We start from the raw sequence: 15895 nt of genomic DNA on the forward strand, positions 1-15895 counted from the left end.
TTGTGCGTGGGGATGCTGGGGGGGATGTTGCCGGGGTGGTGCTGAATCAGAGGTGAGCGTATACGTCGTCGAGGGAGATTCCCCGGGCGACCATCATCACCTGAACGTGGTAGAGGAGCTGGGAGATCTCCTCGGCCGTGGCGTCGGCGCCCTCGTACTCGGCGGCCATCCATACCTCGGCGGCCTCCTCGACCACCTTCTTGCCGATGGCATGGACGCCCTTGCCCACGAGCTCGGCGGTGCGGGAGGTGGCGGGGTCGCCGGTGGCGGCCTTCTGCTGGAGCTCGGTGAAGAGCTCCTCGAACGTCTTCTTGGACATGGTGGTCCTACCCTACGCCGGTCCCCGCCGGCTTCAGTGCCAGGGCTCGGACACCGAGCGGAGGATCGCCGCGGTGGCGACGGCCGCGGTGACGGCCTCGTGTCCCTTGTCCTCGTGCGAGCCCTCGATGCCCGCCCGGTCCAGGGCCTGCGCCTCGTCGTCGCAGGTGAGGACGCCGAAGCCGATGGGGACCCCGGTGTCGGCGGAGACCTGGGCGAGGCCCTGGGTGACGCCCTGGCACACGTAGTCGAAGTGGGGGGTGCCGCCGCGGATCACGACGCCGAGGGCGACGATCGCGTCGTAGCCGCGGCCCGCCATCACCTTGGCGACGACGGGGAGTTCCCAGCTGCCGGGCACGCGCAGCAGGGTCGGCTCGTCGATGCCGAGGTCGTGCAGGGCGCGCAGGGCGCCGTCGACGAGTCCGTCCATCACCTTCTCGTGCCACTGCGCGGCGATCACGGCCACGCGCAGGTCCTGGCAGTTCCGCACACTCAGCTCGGGGGCGCCCTTGCCGCTCACGTTTCTCCTCGGGGTTTCTGAATCGGGTGACGGTCGGGTGGATCGGTCGGGTGGATTACTGGTTGCCGCAGGCGGAGACCGGGTCGGGGTCGAGCCAGGGCAGGTCGTGCCCCATCCGGTCCCGCTTGGTCCGCAGGTAGCGGAGGTTGTGCTCGCCCGCCTTGACGGGCATCGGCTCGCGCCCGGTGACCTCCAGGCCGTGCCGGACGAGGGCCGCGGTCTTGTCGGGGTTGTTGGTCATCAGCCGCAGCGAGCGCACCCCGAGGTCGGCGAGGATCCGCGCGCCGGCCGCGTAGTCGCGGCCGTCGGCGGGCAGGCCGAGCTCCAGGTTGGCGTCCAGCGTGTCGCGCCCGTCCTCCTGGAGCTCGTAGGCGCGCAGCTTGGGCAGCAGGCCGATGCCGCGCCCCTCGTGGCCGCGGAGGTAGAGGACCACGCCCCGGCCCTCGGCGGTGATCCGTTCGAGCGAGGCGTGCAGCTGCGGGCCGCAGTCGCAGCGCAGCGAGCCGAAGACGTCGCCGGTGAGGCACTCGGAGTGGACGCGTACGAGGACGTCCTCGCCGTCGCCGACCTCGCCCGCGACGAGGGCGATGTGCTCGACGCCGTCGACGGTCGAGCGGTAGCCGACGGCCCGGAAGTCGCCGAAGGCGGTGGGCAGCCGGGTCTCGGCCTCGCGCCGGACGGTGGGCTCGGCGGACCGGCGGTAGGCGATCAGGTCCTCGATGGAGATGACCGCGAGGCCGTGCTTGCGGGCGAAGGGGATCAGCTCGGGCAGCCGCAGCATCGCGCCGTCCTCGCCCGCGATCTCCACGATCGCGGCGGCGGGGCGCAGCCCGGCGAGGCGGGCGAGGTCCACGCCCGCCTCGGTGTGGCCGTTGCGGACGAGGACGCCGCCGGGCCTGGCGCGCAGCGGGAAGACGTGGCCGGGGCGGACGAAGTCGCCGGGGGCGGCCGTGGGGTCGGCGAGCAGCCGGATGGTGGCGGCGCGGTCCGCGGCGGAGATCCCGGTGGAGGTGCCGTGGGCGGGGGCGGCGTCGACGGAGACGGTGAAAGCGGTGCGCATCGACTCGGTGTTGGCCTCGACCATCTGCGGCAGGTCGAGCCGGGCGATGTCCGGCTCCTCCAGCGGCACGCAGATCAGACCGCGGCACTCGCTCATCATGAACGCGACGATCTCGGTGGTGACCTTCTCGGCGGCGACGACGAGGTCGCCCTCGTTCTCGCGGTTCTCGTCGTCCACGACGACGACGGGCCGCCCGGCCGCGATGTCGGCGATGGCGCGCTCGACCGGGTCGAGGGCGAAATCCTCGGTCTCGGACCGGTTCTGCACGACGGTCATGATTCCTCTTCCTTCGGTCATGACAGTGCCCCTTCCAGTGCGGTCTGTTCCGCGGCGCTCGTACGGGCGCGGGAGCGCAGCCACCAGTCGCGCATGCCCCACAGGACGAGGGCGAGGTAGACGACGTAGACGAGGCCGGAGAAGGCGAGCCCGCTGCTGAAGGCGAGCGGGACGCCGACGACGTCCACGAGCAGCCAGGCGAACCAGAATTCGATGAATCCGCGGGCCTGGCAGACCATCGCGGCGAGCGTGCCGACGAAGATGTACGCGTCCGGCCAGGGGTTCCAGGACAGTTCGGGCACGGCGGTGAAGAGGGCGCCGACGGCGAGCGTGCCGAGCGCGGTGCCCGCCAGCAACAGGCCCCGCTCGCGCCAGGTCGCGAAGCGGACGGCGATCGAGCCGTCCTGGGCGTCGCGCCTGCCGCGCTGCCACTGCCGCCAGCCCCACAGCGCGACGCCGATGACCAGGAGCTGCTTGCCGATGCCGCCGCTGAGGTGGGCGGAGGCGTAGGCGGCGACGAGGATCACGCCGGAGAGGAACTGGGCGGGCCAGGTCCATATGGAGCGCCGCCAGCCGAGGGCGAGCGCGACGAGGCCCACGGTGTTGCCGATCATGTCGGACCAGATGACGTGCTGTCCGAGGACGGCGAACGCCTCGCCGTTGAGCCACTGCACGGCGCTCATGCGCGTCCCTCGCTTCGCTCGGGCCCGCCTTCGCGCGGCACGCACCTTTCAATGATTCGCTCGCTGCGCTCGCTCATGCCACCCGCTCCCCGGTGCCGGGGACCGCGCCGTCGGCCAGGAGCCGCTCGACGTACTTGGCGAGCACGTCCACCTCCAGGTTGACGGGGTCGCCGGGCTGCTTGATGCCCAGGGTGGTCAGCTGGAGCGTGGTGGGGATGAGGCTGACGGTGAAGAAGTCCTCGCCCGCCTCGACCACGGTCAGGCTGACGCCGTCGACGGTGATGGAGCCCTTGTCGACAACATAGCGGCGCAGCCCGGCCGGGAGGGCGATCCTGACGATCTCCCAGTGCTCGCCGGGGGTGCGCGCCACGACGGTGCCGGTGCCGTCGACGTGGCCCTGCACGATGTGGCCGCCGAGACGGCCGCCGAGTGCCATGGGCCGTTCGAGGTTCACCCGGGAGCCGGGGGCGAGGGCGCCGAGGCTGGAGCGCTTGAGGGACTCGGCCATCACATCGGCGGTGAACTCGCCGTCGGCGGTGTCCACGACGGTGAGGCAGACGCCGTTGACGGCGATCGAGTCGCCGTGCTTGGCGCCTTCGGTGACGACGGGGCCGCGCAGCCGGAAGACCGAGGAGTCACCGCGGTTCTCGACGGCGACGACCTCGCCCAGTTCTTCGACGATTCCGGTGAACACGTTCAGTTCTCCTCAGGGGCGGAAGCGGTGGGGGTGGCGGTGATCCGCAGGTCGGGGCCGAGGCGGGCGACGTCGGTCACCGCCAGGCGCAGCGTCTGCGCGACGGTGGTGATGCCCGCGTCGCCGAGGGCGGTGGGCCCGGCGCCGAGCAGGGCGGGCGCGAGGTAGCCGACAATGCGGTCGACGGCCCCGGCGGCGACGAAGGAGCCGGCGAGCGAGGGCCCGCCCTCCAGCAGGACGGAGCGGACGCCGCGCCCGTGGAGCTCGGCGAGCAGGGCGTGGACGTCCAGGCCCTGCTCGCCGTACGGCAGCCGGACGGTGTCGGTGCCGGGCAGGTGCCGGGTGTCGGCGTCCTCGCCGACGGCGATCAGGGTGGGTGCCGCGTCGTCCAGGACCCGGGCGCCGGGCTTGATCGTGGCGTGGGTGTCGACGACGACGCGCAGGGGCTGGGTGACTCCGTCCAGGCCGCGGACGGCCAGGTGCGGGTCGTCGGCGCGCAGGGTGCCGGAGCCGACGACGACGGCGTCGGCCTCGGCGCGCAGCCGGTGGACGTCGGCGCGGGAGGCGGCGGAGGTGATCCAGCGGCTGGTGCCGTCGGCGGCGGCGCTGCGGCCGTCGAGTGTCGCCGCGTACTTCCACAGCACGAAGGGGCGGTCGCGGAGCACCGAGGTGAGCCAGGCGGCGTTGCCCGCGGCGGCCTCGTCGGCGAGCAGTCCGCCCTCGGTGTCGACCCCGGCGGCGGCCAGGGTGGCGGCGCCTCCGGTGGCCGTGGGATTGGGGTCGGCGACGGCGTAGACGACGCGGGCCACTCCGGCGGCGAGCAGGGCCTGTGCGCAGGGGCCCGTGCGTCCGGTGTGGTTGCAGGGTTCGAGGGTGACGACGGCGGTGCCGCCGCGGACGTCGTGGCCGGCGTCCGCGGCGTCGCGCAGGGCGGCGACCTCGGCGTGCGGGCCTCCGGCGCGCCGGTGCCAGCCCTCGCCCGCGGTGCGGCCCCGGGCGTCGAGCAGGACGCAGCCGACGACGGGGTTGGGGCTGGTGGAGCCGAGGGCGCGCGCGGCGAGTGCGATGGCCCGACGCATCGCGTCGGCTTCGGCCTGGGTGGCCACCGGGTCCTCCTGCCTCTTCGGGCACGGACTCCGGGGCTGTCGCACGGGACGACGAAGAGAGCGGGGACGCGGACCGGGGGTGCGCCGAGGCCGAAAAAGAAGGGTCCGCCCCTGAAGAGGGCCGGATCACCTGACGCCGGTGTGCCGGTATGCGTGCCCGCCGCGCACTGCCTCCCATCCGGACTTTAACCGTCGGTCCAGGAATTTCACCTGGTCAACCGGCCGCTGGATGCGGACGGGTCGCGGACTGTAACCGCCGGTTCGGACTTTCACCGACCCCGGAGTGCGCTGCGTAACTAGTTGTCTTTTGATGCTACATGGAGTCTGACCTGCACGTTCCTTGAACACTGCCGGTCCGACGCCTTTGAGCGTACGCCGAGGGGCGGCGCGGTGTCCACGGTGATGTAGATCGCCGAGGGGGGTCGACCGGCCCGGCCGGGTCCGGGAGGATGCGCGTCCATGGGTGCCGGCGAGCGGGGTGACAAGAGGGGTACGGACGGCCGGTTACGCCGGGCGCGCTGTGCCGTGGCCGTGGTGTTCGCCGTGCACGGCGCGGTGACCGGCAGTTTCGCGACCCGCGTCCCGTGGATCCAGGCGCACACGGACGTCGGCGCGGGCCGGCTGGGGCTGGCGCTCGCGTTCCCGGCGATCGGGGCATCGCTGGCCATGCCGCTCGCGGGGTGGGTGGGTCACCGGCTGGGTTCGCGCGCCGCGCTGCGCGTACTGCTGTCCCTGTGGTGCGCGTCCCTGGCGCTGCCCGCCCTCTCCCCCGGCCTGCTCGCGCTGTGCGCGGCGCTGGCCTGCTACGGCGCGGCGGCGGGGATGGCGGACGTGGCGATGAACGCGCTGGGCGTGGAGACCGAGAACCGGATCGGCCGCTCGATCATGTCGGGGCTGCACGGGATGTGGAGCGTGGGCGTGCTCGCCGGTTCGGGGGCGGGCGCGGTCGCCGCGCACGCCGGTACGGACGCCCGGGTCCACCTGGGGATCGCGGCGACCGCGCTCCTGCTGCTCGGCGCGCTCGCCTGCCGGTGGGTGCTCGACCTGCGGACCGCGCCCGAGGAGCACCCGCCGCCGCGTTTCTCGCTGCCGCCGCGCGCGGCGCTGGCCATCGGCGCGGTGGGGTTCTGCGCGGTGTTCGCGGAGGGCGCGAGCCTGGACTGGTCGGCGGTCTATCTCCGCGACGTCATCGGATCCGATCCGGGCGTCGCGGCCGCCTGCACCACGGCGTTCTCCTGCACGATGGCGGCGGCCCGGTTCGCGGGGGACGCGGCGGTACGCCGGTTCGGCCCAGTGCGGACCGTACGGGCCGGGGGCGCGCTGGCCACGGCGGGCGGGGTGCTGGTGGTGTCCGCGGCCGGGGCACCGGCGGCGATCGCGGGCTTCGCGCTGATCGGCCTGGGCATCGCGGTGGTGGTGCCGCTGGCGTTCGCGGCGGCGGGGCGCAGCGGCCCGGCGCCGAGCCAGGCCATCGCCGGGGTCGCGACGATCACCTACACGTCGGGGCTGATCGCGCCGGCCGCCATCGGCCAGGTCGCGGGCGCCAGTTCGCTGGTGATGTCGTTCGCCCTGGTCACCGTGTTGACGACGGGGGTGGCGGTGGGGGCGGGGGTGCTGCGTACGCCCGCGCGTGGGGCGGTGGGCGTGGTGCGGGCCGTACCGGAGCGCTCGGACTCCGCGGCGGAGTCACCGGGTCCGGAACAGTGATGGGCCGTACGGCGGACCCTCAAGGGGTCCCCCGTACGGCCCGGAACCAGCCGACGGCGAGCCGTGGGTGGTTAGAGGATGCCGAACAGACCGCCGAGACCGCCGAAGCCACGGTGGCCGAACTCCCAGCCCTCGCGACCCTCGTGACGGCCACAGCCGCCCCAGCGGCCCTCTTCCCAGCGACCGCCACGACCGCCCCAGCCCCAGTCGTCGCAGTCCTCACGGTCGTGGCGGTGGCCCCAGCGGCCGTCGCCCCAGCCACGGTCGCCCCAGCCACGGTCGCAGTCGTCGTGGCCCCAGCGGCCGTGGTCACGGCCGTGGTCCCAGCGGCCGTGGTCGTGGTCGCGGCCGTGGTCACGGTCGCGGTCACCACGGTCACCGTCGTGGTCGTGGTCGTGGTGCCACGTCTGGACCGTGGCGGTCGTGGCCGGAGCGGCCTGGGCCACGCCGGCGATCGGAACGATGGCAGCCGCTGCGAGAACGGTGGCGGCCGCGGTGCGGCCGACGAGGTTACGCATGAATGTCTCCTGGATTGCAGGAATCGGACACAGAGACCCATACCTCGCATGAAGCAAGAAACAGCACCGGTTCACGGTCATACAGTCGTACGGACCATTGATTGCCCCGATTGCAGCAGCTCAGCGAGCGCCCGGCCCGGCGGCGACGGCCGTGAGCAGCGTCCTGCGCCACTTAACATGGTCCGGATTCCCCCACCCCGAACACTTGGAGCACTCATGGGCCTCGGCGTGCGCTGGACTCTGCACGGGGACGGGCGCACCCCGGCACCCGGGGCCGTCGTGCGGCCGGACGAGCGGCTCTCCTGGCCCCGGACCGCGGGGCTCGGCGCGCAGCACGTGGTCGCCATGTTCGGGGCGTCTTTTGTGGCCCCGGTCCTCATGGGTCTCGACCCCAACCTCGCGATCATGATGTCGGGCGTCGCGACCATCCTGTTCCTGCTCGCCACGCGCGGCCGGGTGCCCAGCTATCTGGGGTGCAGCCTCTCCTTCGTGGGCGTCGCCGCGATCATCCGGGCACAGGGCGGCGGCACCGCGGCCGTCACCGGCGCGATCTTCGTGGTGGGCGCGGCGCTGTTCCTGAGCGGCCTGGCCGTACGGAAGTTCGGCGCGCGGATCATCCACGCGGCGATGCCGCCGGTGGTCACCGGCGCCGTGGTCATGCTGATCGGCTTCAACCTCGCGCCGGTCACCGCGCGGACGTACTGGCCGCAGGACCAGTGGACGGCGCTGCTGACGATGCTCGTCACCGGGCTCGCCGTGGTCTGCCTGCGGGGGTTCTGGTCCCGCGTCGCGATCTTCCTGGGCCTGCTCTTCGGCTATGCGATCTCCTGGGTGTTCGACCGGGTCTTCGGGAAGATCCACTCGGTGAACGGCGGCCCGGAGGCCGTCGACCACTGGCGGCTCGACCTCTCCGGCGTCTCCAAGGCCGACTGGATCGGCCTGCCCTCGCTGCACGGGCCGACGTTCAGCTGGTCCGCCATCCTGGTGGCCCTGCCCGTCGTCATCGCACTGATCGCCGAGAACGCCGGACACGTCAAGGCCGTCGGCGAGATGACCGGCGACCCGCTGGACGACCAGCTCGGCACCGCGATCTCCGCGGACGGCGCGGCCACGATGCTCTCCACCGCGGTCGGCGGCCCGGCCAACACCACCTACTCCGAGAACATCGGCGTCATGGCGGCCACTCGCGTCTACTCCACCGCCGCCTACTGGGCGGCGGCCGGCTTCGCCCTGCTCTTCGGCGTCTGCCCCAAGTTCGGCGCCGTCGTCGCGGCCGTGCCCGGCGGGGTGCTTGGCGGCATCACCGTCATCCTCTACGGCATGATCGGCCTGCTCGGCGCGCAGATCTGGGTCCACAACAAGGTCGACCTGCGCAATCCGCTGAACCTGGTGCCCATCGCCGCGGGCATCATCATCGGCATCGGCGGCGTCAGCCTGAAGGTCAGCAGCAACTTCGAGCTCAGCGGCATCGCTCTCGGCACCATCGTGGTCCTCTCCGGCTACCACGTCCTGCGCGCCCTGGCCCCGGCCCACCTCAGGGAGCAGGAGCCGCTGCTGGACGCGGGGACGAGCGGTTACGACGCGGCCGCCGAGGAGGACGCGGGCCGCGACGAGCGCTGACCCCGTCATCCGTTCCGGTCATCCACGGGCGCCGGGCGCCTACGGTGCGTGCGCACATGTCACTGTGTGCGCATGACGACGGCAGGGGTACGGGCGGCACCGGCCGGCATCGAGGGCGTCGTGGCGCGGATGCGCCGACTGGCGCAGGCCCTGCCGCCGCGGGACGGGGTGGCGGTCTTCAACCGCGTCTACCTCACCGTCACCGAGGAGATCGGACAGCGGGTCGCCGCGGGCGCGTTCGAGAACCGGGTGACGGCGACGGAGCTGGACGTACGGTTCGCCGCGCGGTATCTGACCGCCGTCGACGGCGAGGCGGCGGGACGGCGGGCGCCCGCCTGCTGGCGCCCGCTCTTCCACATGCGCGGGCACCCCGCCGTACGGCCCCTCCAGTTCGCCCTCGCGGGCATCAACGCGCACATCGGGCACGACCTGCCGCTGGCTCTCGCCGACACGTGCGTGGCCCTCGGCCTCGAACCGTGCGCGCTCGAAGGCGACTTCGACCGGGTGGGCGAGGTGCTGGTCGCCCTGGAGGAGCGGGTGCGGGACGGCTTGGCGCCGGAGCTTGTGGATGTCGCGGATCCGCTGACGCATCTGGTGGGGGCGTGGAGCCTCGACGCTGCGCGGGCGGCGGCTTGGACGACGTTTCGCGCGCTCTTCGCGATGCGCGAACTTCCGGATGTGACCGAGGAGTTCACGGAGCGGCTCGACGCGGCGGTGGGGCTGGTGAGCCGCTGCCTGCTCACCCCACTGGGGTGATCGCCGGACGGGCTGATTTCAGCCCGCCCGGCGTTTGAGGACACGCCCGCAGCCGGAGGTCAGTCCTCCGGGAGTTCGACCGGGGCGATCTCGTCGTAGACGTCGCCCGGGCCCGGGTTCGTCCCGTCCGTCTCGCCGCCGAACTGGTGCATCACACCCCACACCGCGTTGAGCGCCGTCTGCACCGCGCCCTCCGCCCAGCCCGCCGTCCAGGAGATGTCGTCGCCCGCGAGGAACAGGCCGCGCTTGTCCTCCGGCAGGAGGTCCTGCATGAAGTGGGTGAACAGGCGCCGCTGGTAGCGGTAGTGGCCGGGCAGGTTGGCCTTGAACGCGCCCATGAAGTAGGGCTCGTTCTCCCAGGAGACGGTCACCGGGTTGCCGATGATGTGCCGCCGGATGTCGACCTTGGGGTAGATCTCGCCGAGCGACTTCAGCATGACCTCCATCCGCTCACCGGCCGACAGCGGCAGCCACTTGAGGCTGTCGTCGCACCAGGTGTACGAGAGGCAGATGACGGCCGGCTTGTCGGGGCCGTCGTCCAGGAGGTACGTGCCGCGGGTCATCCGGTCGGTGAGCGTCATCGACATCACGTCCCGCCCGGTCTCCTCGTCGGTGTCCAGCCAGAACGGCCGGTCGACGGGGACGAACAGCTTGGACGACTCCATGTAGTGGGTGCGCTCCATCGCAGTCCAGTGGTCGATGGGGAAGAGCGAGTCGTCACAGGCGATCTTCGACAGGAGCATCCACGACTGGGCGGTGAAGACGGCCGCCTTGTACGTGCGGATGTCGCCCGACGCGTCGGTCACCGTGATGCCGTTGCCGGCCGTGCGGTGCAGCCGGGTCACGGCCGGGCGCGGCTCGCCGCCGTGCAGCGAGGACAGCGAGGTGCCGGGCGCCCAGTGGACGAGCTTGCCGGGCTCGCGCTCCCACAGCCGCAGCGGGAGCTGCTGGCTGCCGCCGACGATGCCGCGGTGGTGGTCGTCCGCCTCGGTGTAGACGACGCGCAGGATCTCCAGGATGGAGTTGGGGAAGTCGGTGTCCCAGCCGCCGGTGCCGAAGCCGACCTGGCCGAAGATCTCACGGTGCCGGAAGGACTTGAAGGCGGTGGAGTCGCAGAGGAAGCCGTAGAAGGTCTGGTTGTCGAGCTTCTCGACGAGCTTCGCCCAGATCTCCCGGATGCGCGGCACGTCGCGCTCCCGCAGGGCGCGGTTCATGTCGGAGAAGTCGGCGCCCTCCTCCAGGCAGGCGTTCCACGCCTCCGCGACCTCGCGGTAGACCGGCGGCAGGTCGTCGATGGTCTTCGCGTAGTGCGTCTCGCCCTTGAGGTCGACGACGGTCGACGGGGTGTCGGGCGCGAGCGGATTGGGGAACGGCTTGGTCTCCAGACCCACCAGGTCGATGTAGTACTGCAGCGCCGTGGAGCTCGGCGGGAAGCGCATCGCGCCCATCTCGGCGGTCAGCGAGGGGTCGCAGCCCTCGAAGCCGACGGTGCGCAGCCGGCCGCCGATCTGGTCGGCCTCGTAGACGACGGGCTTGAGGCCCATCTTCATCAGCTCGTAGGCGGTGATGATGCCCGACAGACCGCCGCCGATGACGGCGACCTCGGCGCCGTGCTCGGTCGCGGGTATCTGCCCGATGCCCGCGGGGTGGGCGAGGAAGTCGTCGTACGGGAAGGGGAAGTCCGGGCCGAACATGGTGATCGGCGGCAGGGCCGCTTGCGACTGCTCGTCGTGGGCGGCGTTGGGCACCATGGACGTCATCGGCTGAACTCTCCTGCGGGATGGGGGGTGGCGGCTCGGAGCGGGGCCGTGGGGGCCCGGGCGGGTCAGGTGAGCGAGCTGTACAGCTCCGGTCGGCGGTCGTGCAGATAGGTGTTCTCGGCGCGGGAGGCCTTGAGCAGCGCCGGGTCCACGTCGGCGATGATCAGGTCCTCGCCCGCGCCCGCCCGCGCCCGTACGGTCCCGTCGGGGGCGGCGAGGCAGCTGAGACCGGCGAAGGTGAAATCGCCCTCGGTGCCGCAGCGGTTGGCGTAGGCGATGTAGAGCTGGCTCTCCCAGGCGCGGGCCGGGACGATCGTCTGCGGGACGATCTCGTACGGCCGCATCAGCGCGGTCGGCGTGAGCAGCAGCTCGGTGCCGGCGAGGGCGTGGGCGCGCACCGGCTCGGGGAACTCGACGTCGTAGCAGATCAGCATGCCGAGGCGGACGCCGTCGAGGTCGGCCTGGACGACCGGCTCGTCGCCGGGCGTGAAGTAGGTGCCCTCGTAGTCCCCGAAGAGGTGGGTCTTGCGGTAGTGCGCGAGGCGGTCCCCGTCCGGCCCGATGAGCTGGAGGGAGTTGTGGATCACCGTGCCGGCGCGCTCGGGGTAGCCGTAGCCGATGGCCAGGCCGTGCTCGGCGGCGATGCGGGCGACGGCCCGGGCGCCGGGGCCGTCGGCGGTCTCGGCCCGGTCGAGGACGGCGGAGCCGAGGGCGTAGCCGGTGAGGTACAGCTCGTTGGTGAGCAGCAGCCGGGCGCCCGCGTCGGCGGCCCGGCGCGCGGCGGCGGCCAGGGCGTCGAGGGTCTCGGCGGTGGAGGAGGGAACGCCGGGGCGGCCCTGGTACAGCGCGGTGCGCAGCGGCGTCATGCGGCCTCTCTTCACCTGTTGCGAAGGGATGTTCGTGGAGACGCCTTGACGGTACGGGCCGGTAACTCCGCCCGACAAGGCGCGTCCATTGCGTACCGACGCGTCATTCGTTGCGCATTGCGCCGCCTGGACGTCGATTCATTGCGCGGAGCCGCGCGGGGTGCCGCGGACGGGGCCGCGCGGCCGGGGCGCGGCGGATCCGGCCGGGGGTGCGGCTCAGGAGGGGGCGCCGGAGCTGAAGCGGCGCAGCAGCGGGGAGAGCACCAGGACGGACTTGGTGCGCTCCACGAAGGGCTCGCCCGCGATGCGCTCCAGCACCCGCTCGAAGTGGCGCATGTCGGAGGCGAAGACCTGGACGATGGCGTCCGCCTCGCCGGTGACGGTGGAGGCGGACGCCACTTCCGGGTAGCGCGACAGGCCGCGGTGGATGGCCTCGGGGGAGGTGTTCCGGCGGCAGTAGATCTCGATGAAGCCCTCGGTCTCCCAGCCCAGCGCCGCCGGGTCCACGCGCACGGTGAACCCGGTGATGGCGCCCTCGGCCCGCAGCCTGTCCACGCGGCGCTTGACGGCGGGCGCGGACAGGCCGACCTCGGTGCCGATGTCGGCGTAGGAGCGGCGGGCGTCCTCGGCGAGGGCGTGGACGATGCGTTCGTCGAGATCGTTCAGTCGCACTGCGGGTGGATCACTTCTCTAGGGGTACCTGCGTCTCTTCCCGGGCGAGCCGCGAGCGGCTCCTCCCGTACCCGAAGTAGATCACGAGCCCGACGGCCATCCAGACACCGAAGACCATCCAGGTGACCTTGTCCAGGCTGCCCATCATGTAGACGCACAGCAGGAAGCCGATGGCCGGGAAGACCGGGCTGAGCGGCACCCGGAAGGTGCGCTTCATGTCGGGGCGGGTCCGGCGCAGCACGATGACGGCCACATTGACCAGGGCAAACGCGAAGAGCGTGCCGATGCTGGTGGCGTCGGCGAGCTGGCCGAGCGGGATGGCGGCGGCGAGGATGCCGCAGAAGAGGGAGACGATGACGGTGTTGGCGCGGGGGGTGCCGCTCTTCGCGTGGACCTTGGAGAAGACCTTGGGCACCAGGCCGTCGCGGGACATCGCGAAGAGGATGCGGGTCTGGCCGTAGAGCACGGTCAGCACGACGGAGGCGATGGCGATGACGGCGCCCGCGGCGAGCAGCACGGCCCAGAAGCTCTGGCCGGTGACGTCCTTCATGATCCCGGCGAGCGCGGCCTCGCTGCCCTCGAACTTCTGCCAGGGCATGGCGCCGACGGCGACGGCCGCGACCAGGCAGTAGAGCGCGGTGACGATGATCAGGGAGAGCATGATCGCGCGCGGCAGGTCGCGCTGTGCGTCCTTGGCCTCCTCGCCCGCGGTGGAGGCGGCGTCGAAGCCGATGTAGGAGAAGAACAGCGAGGCACCGGCGGAGCTCAGGCCCGCGACGCCGAGCGGCATGAAGGGGGTGTAGTTGCCGGCCTTGATGCCCTGGAAGGCGACACCGCAGAAGAGCAGCAGCGCGACGATCTTCACCGCGACCATGATGGTGTTGGCGCGGGCGCTCTCCTTGGCCCCGCCCAGCAGGAAGGCCATGCACAGCAGCACGACGAGCAGGGCGGGCAGGTTGAAGACGCCGCCGTCGCCGGGCGGGTTGGCCAGCGAGGCGGGGATGGTGACGCCGATCGTGCCGTCGAGCAGCTCGTTGAGGTACTGCCCCCAGCCGACGGCGACGGCCGCGACGGAGACGCCGTACTCCAGGATCAGGCACCAGCCGCAGACCCAGGCGACGAGCTCGCCGAGGGTGGCGTAGGCGTAGGAGTACGAGGAGCCGGAGACCGGGATGGTGCCGGCCAGCTCCGCGTAGGAGAGGGCCGAGAAGAGCGCCGTGATGCCGGCGATGACGAACGAGACGATGACGGCGGGGCCCGCCTTGGGCACCGCCTCGCCGAGCACCACGAAGATGCCGGTGCCGAGGGTCGCGCCGATGCTGATCATCGTCAGCTGCCACATGCCGAGCGAGCGGCGCAGCGAGCCGCCCTCGCCCTGGCCGCCCTCGGCCACGAGGCGCTCGACCGGCTTGCGCCGCATGAGACCGGCCGCGAAGCCGGCGGCCGGGCGCGCGGAGCGCTGGTCGTCGCCTGCGGCGGGGGGCGCTGTGCCGTGGTCCAACACTGGGTGGCTCCATTCGTCGCTGCCTGTCGAGGGCGGAGGGGACGACCGCCGGCGGCACCCGACCGGGGCGCGCCGGCAGGGCGGAGCAAACCCATGGAAGGAGGGGACCGCGAGCAAGCGGTATCCGCCACTCCACGTACAGCGCAGACCCTACGAGGTGGGTGCGTGCGCTCGTAATGCACCATTCTTGCGTATGCCCGTACGATCATTGCGCGTGGGGGGCCGGAACGGGCGATCGTTGCACGTCACCTTATGAATCGGTACATGTCGTCGCCAACGTGGTGCGACCGGGGCAGGACGCGAGAGCTTCTCGGAAAACGCGAAGGGGCGCGGCCCGGAGAACCGGACCGCGCCCCTTCGGGGTGTGCGGATTACTGCCAGCTGGCGTGCAGCGGCTTGCCCTCGGCGTAGCCCGCGGCGCTCTGGACGCCGACGACGGCACGCTCGTGGAACTCCTCCAGGGAGCCCGCGCCCGCGTAGGTGCAGGAGCTGCGGACGCCCGCGATGATCGAGTCGATCAGGTCCTCGACGCCCGGGCGGGCCGGGTCGAGGAACATCCGCGAGGTGGAGATGCCCTCCTCGAACAGACCCTTGCGGGCCCGGTCGTAGGCCGACTCCTCGCTGGTGCGGTTGCGCACGGCGCGGGCCGAGGCCATGCCGAAGCTCTCCTTGTAGAGCCGGCCGTCGGCGGTCTGCTGAAGGTCGCCCGGGGACTCGTACGTCCCGGCGAACCAGGAGCCGACCATGACGTTGGAGGCACCGGCGGCGAGCGCCATGGCGACGTCGCGCGGGTGGCGGACGCCACCGTCGGCCCAGACGTGCTTGCCGAACTTCTTCGCCTCGGCGGCGCACTCCAGGACCGCGGAGAACTGCGGGCGGCCCACGCCGGTCATCATGCGGGTGGTGCACATGGCGCCGGGGCCCACACCGACCTTGATGATGTCCGCGCCGGCCTCGATGAGGTCGCGCACGCCCTCGGCGGCGACGATGTTGCCCGCGACGATCGGGACCTGCGGGTCGAGGCCGCGGACCGCCTTGACCGCGGCGATCATCGACTCCTGGTGACCGTGGGCGGTGTCCACGACGATGGTGTCGGCACCGGCCTCCAGCAGGGCCTTGGCCTTGCCCGCCACGTCGCCGTTGATGCCGACGGCGGCGGCGATGCGCAGCTTGCCGTCCGCGTCGGTGGCGGGGGTGTACAGCGTCGCGCGCAGGGCGCCCTTGCGGGTCAGGATGCCCGCGAGGCGGCCGTCCTTGTCGACGGCGGGCGCCAGCTTGCGGTGCGCGGCGTCGAGCTGGTTGAAGGCCTCGCGCGGGTCGATGTCGGCGTCGAGGAGCAGCAGCTCCTTGGACATGACCTCGGAGAGCTGGGTGAAGCGGTCCACGCCGGTCAGGTCGGACTCGGTGACGACGCCGACCGGGCGGTGGTCGCCGTCGACGACGACACCGGCGCCGTGCGCGCGCTTGTGCAGCAGCGACAGCGCGTCGGCGACGGTCTGCGTGGGCGCGAGGACGATCGGGGTGTCGAGCACGAGGTGGCGGCCCTTGACCCAGGAGATGACCTCGGTGACGACCTCGATCGGGATGTCCTGCGGGATGACGACGAGGCCACCACGGCGGGCGACCGTCTCGGCCATGCGGCGGCCGGCGATCGCGGTCATGTTGGCGACCACGAGGGGGATGGTGGTGCCGGTCCCGTCGGGGGCGGCGAGGTCCACGCCCTGCCGGGAGCCGACCGCGGAGCGGCTGGGCACCATGAACACATCGTCGTACGTCAGGTCGTACGGCGGCTTCTGGTCGTTGAGGAATCGCATACTGGCTCTCTCACCTGCGGT

15 protein-coding genes and 1 riboswitch are annotated in these 15895 nt (G+C 72.2%); of the genes, 3 read left to right on the plus strand and 12 right to left on the minus strand.

Annotated features, from left to right (window positions below; translation table 11 throughout):
- Window positions 1-46 precede the first annotated feature (46 nt).
- The 6 genes from ABD269_RS30625 to ribD form a co-directional block, all read right to left on the minus strand.
- Window positions 47-319, minus strand: a complete 273-nt coding sequence (locus ABD269_RS30625) for a phosphoribosyl-ATP diphosphatase (protein WP_116210688.1) — start codon at window positions 317-319, stop codon at window positions 47-49.
- 33 nt (window positions 320-352) lie between these two features.
- Window positions 353-838 carry a 6,7-dimethyl-8-ribityllumazine synthase gene (gene ribH / locus ABD269_RS30630; protein ID WP_301889156.1) on the minus strand — a complete coding sequence of 162 codons (486 nt, stop codon included), beginning with the start codon at window positions 836-838 and terminating at the stop codon, window positions 353-355.
- Between the two features lie 55 nt (window positions 839-893).
- The gene (locus ABD269_RS30635) at window positions 894-2174 is read right to left on the minus strand and encodes a bifunctional 3,4-dihydroxy-2-butanone-4-phosphate synthase/GTP cyclohydrolase II (RefSeq protein WP_344123197.1); all 1281 of its coding nucleotides are present in this window, start codon (window positions 2172-2174) and stop codon (window positions 894-896) included.
- Window positions 2175-2191: 17 nt separating this feature from the next.
- Window positions 2192-2857 (minus strand): nicotinamide mononucleotide transporter family protein, encoded by a 666-nt coding sequence (locus ABD269_RS30640; protein ID WP_344123199.1) that lies wholly within the window; start codon window positions 2855-2857, stop codon window positions 2192-2194.
- A 73-nt stretch (window positions 2858-2930) separates the two neighbouring features.
- Window positions 2931-3551 (minus strand): riboflavin synthase, encoded by a 621-nt coding sequence (locus ABD269_RS30645; protein ID WP_344123201.1) that lies wholly within the window; start codon window positions 3549-3551, stop codon window positions 2931-2933.
- Between the two features lie 2 nt (window positions 3552-3553).
- Entirely contained in the window at window positions 3554-4630 is a 1077-nt protein-coding gene (gene ribD / locus ABD269_RS30650; RefSeq protein WP_344123259.1) for a bifunctional diaminohydroxyphosphoribosylaminopyrimidine deaminase/5-amino-6-(5-phosphoribosylamino)uracil reductase RibD, read from the minus strand.
- Window positions 4631-4817: 187 nt separating this feature from the next.
- A riboswitch (FMN riboswitch) is annotated at window positions 4818-4948 on the minus strand.
- A gap of 168 nt (window positions 4949-5116) precedes the next feature.
- Here ribD and ABD269_RS30655 point away from each other — a divergent pair.
- Entirely contained in the window at window positions 5117-6364 is a 1248-nt protein-coding gene (locus ABD269_RS30655; protein ID WP_344123203.1) for an MFS transporter, read from the plus strand.
- Between the two features lie 71 nt (window positions 6365-6435).
- Here ABD269_RS30655 and ABD269_RS30660 read toward each other — a convergent pair whose 3' ends face one another.
- Window positions 6436-6882 carry a hypothetical protein gene (locus ABD269_RS30660; RefSeq protein WP_344123205.1) on the minus strand — a complete coding sequence of 149 codons (447 nt, stop codon included), beginning with the start codon at window positions 6880-6882 and terminating at the stop codon, window positions 6436-6438.
- A gap of 216 nt (window positions 6883-7098) precedes the next feature.
- Between ABD269_RS30660 and ABD269_RS30665 the strand changes: the two genes are divergently transcribed.
- On the plus strand, window positions 7099-8502 hold the full coding sequence (locus tag ABD269_RS30665) for a uracil-xanthine permease family protein (RefSeq protein WP_344123207.1): 1404 nt from the start codon (window positions 7099-7101) through the stop codon (window positions 8500-8502).
- A 72-nt stretch (window positions 8503-8574) separates the two neighbouring features.
- The gene (locus ABD269_RS30670) at window positions 8575-9258 is read left to right on the plus strand and encodes a DUF5995 family protein (protein ID WP_344123209.1); all 684 of its coding nucleotides are present in this window, start codon (window positions 8575-8577) and stop codon (window positions 9256-9258) included.
- 59 nt (window positions 9259-9317) lie between these two features.
- Here ABD269_RS30670 and ABD269_RS30675 read toward each other — a convergent pair whose 3' ends face one another.
- From ABD269_RS30675 to ABD269_RS30695, 5 genes are all read right to left on the minus strand, one after another.
- Window positions 9318-11018, minus strand: coding sequence for a flavin monoamine oxidase family protein (locus tag ABD269_RS30675; RefSeq protein WP_344123211.1), 1701 nt, complete (start codon window positions 11016-11018; stop codon window positions 9318-9320).
- A gap of 65 nt (window positions 11019-11083) precedes the next feature.
- Window positions 11084-11884 carry a carbon-nitrogen hydrolase family protein gene (locus tag ABD269_RS30680; protein ID WP_344123212.1) on the minus strand — a complete coding sequence of 267 codons (801 nt, stop codon included), beginning with the start codon at window positions 11882-11884 and terminating at the stop codon, window positions 11084-11086.
- Between the two features lie 216 nt (window positions 11885-12100).
- Window positions 12101-12556: an Lrp/AsnC family transcriptional regulator gene (locus ABD269_RS30685; RefSeq protein ID WP_095580789.1), complete on the minus strand. Its 456-nt coding sequence runs from the start codon at window positions 12554-12556 to the stop codon at window positions 12101-12103.
- Window positions 12557-12566: 10 nt separating this feature from the next.
- Window positions 12567-14060: an amino acid permease gene (locus ABD269_RS30690; protein ID WP_344123214.1), complete on the minus strand. Its 1494-nt coding sequence runs from the start codon at window positions 14058-14060 to the stop codon at window positions 12567-12569.
- 371 nt (window positions 14061-14431) lie between these two features.
- On the minus strand, window positions 14432-15874 hold the full coding sequence (locus tag ABD269_RS30695) for a GuaB1 family IMP dehydrogenase-related protein (protein WP_301889044.1): 1443 nt from the start codon (window positions 15872-15874) through the stop codon (window positions 14432-14434).
- Window positions 15875-15895: the final 21 nt, after the last annotated feature.

It is taken from the genome of Streptomyces blastmyceticus, assembly GCF_039521185.1.
Classification (GTDB): domain Bacteria; phylum Actinomycetota; class Actinomycetes; order Streptomycetales; family Streptomycetaceae; genus Streptomyces; species Streptomyces blastmyceticus.

Bases quoted from the DNA above. Each gene is read 5' to 3' on its own strand.
- ABD269_RS30660 (WP_344123205.1), bottom strand. From the start codon at position 6,882: ATGCGTAACCTCGTCGGCCGCACCGCGGCCGCCACCGTTCTCGCAGCG.
- ABD269_RS30695 (WP_301889044.1), bottom strand. From the start codon at position 15,874: ATGCGATTCCTCAACGACCAGAAGCCGCCGTACGACCTGACGTACGAC.
- ABD269_RS30635 (WP_344123197.1), bottom strand. From the start codon at position 2,174: ATGACCGTCGTGCAGAACCGGTCCGAGACCGAGGATTTCGCCCTCGAC.
- ABD269_RS30640 (WP_344123199.1), bottom strand. From the start codon at position 2,857: ATGAGCGCCGTGCAGTGGCTCAACGGCGAGGCGTTCGCCGTCCTCGGA.
- ABD269_RS30670 (WP_344123209.1), top strand. From the start codon at position 8,575: ATGACGACGGCAGGGGTACGGGCGGCACCGGCCGGCATCGAGGGCGTC.
- ABD269_RS30680 (WP_344123212.1), bottom strand. From the start codon at position 11,884: ATGACGCCGCTGCGCACCGCGCTGTACCAGGGCCGCCCCGGCGTTCCC.
- ribD (WP_344123259.1), bottom strand. From the start codon at position 4,630: ATGCGTCGGGCCATCGCACTCGCCGCGCGCGCCCTCGGCTCCACCAGC.
- ABD269_RS30625 (WP_116210688.1), bottom strand. From the start codon at position 319: ATGTCCAAGAAGACGTTCGAGGAGCTCTTCACCGAGCTCCAGCAGAAG.
- ABD269_RS30655 (WP_344123203.1), top strand. From the start codon at position 5,117: ATGGGTGCCGGCGAGCGGGGTGACAAGAGGGGTACGGACGGCCGGTTA.
- ABD269_RS30665 (WP_344123207.1), top strand. From the start codon at position 7,099: ATGGGCCTCGGCGTGCGCTGGACTCTGCACGGGGACGGGCGCACCCCG.
- ABD269_RS30675 (WP_344123211.1), bottom strand. From the start codon at position 11,018: ATGACGTCCATGGTGCCCAACGCCGCCCACGACGAGCAGTCGCAAGCG.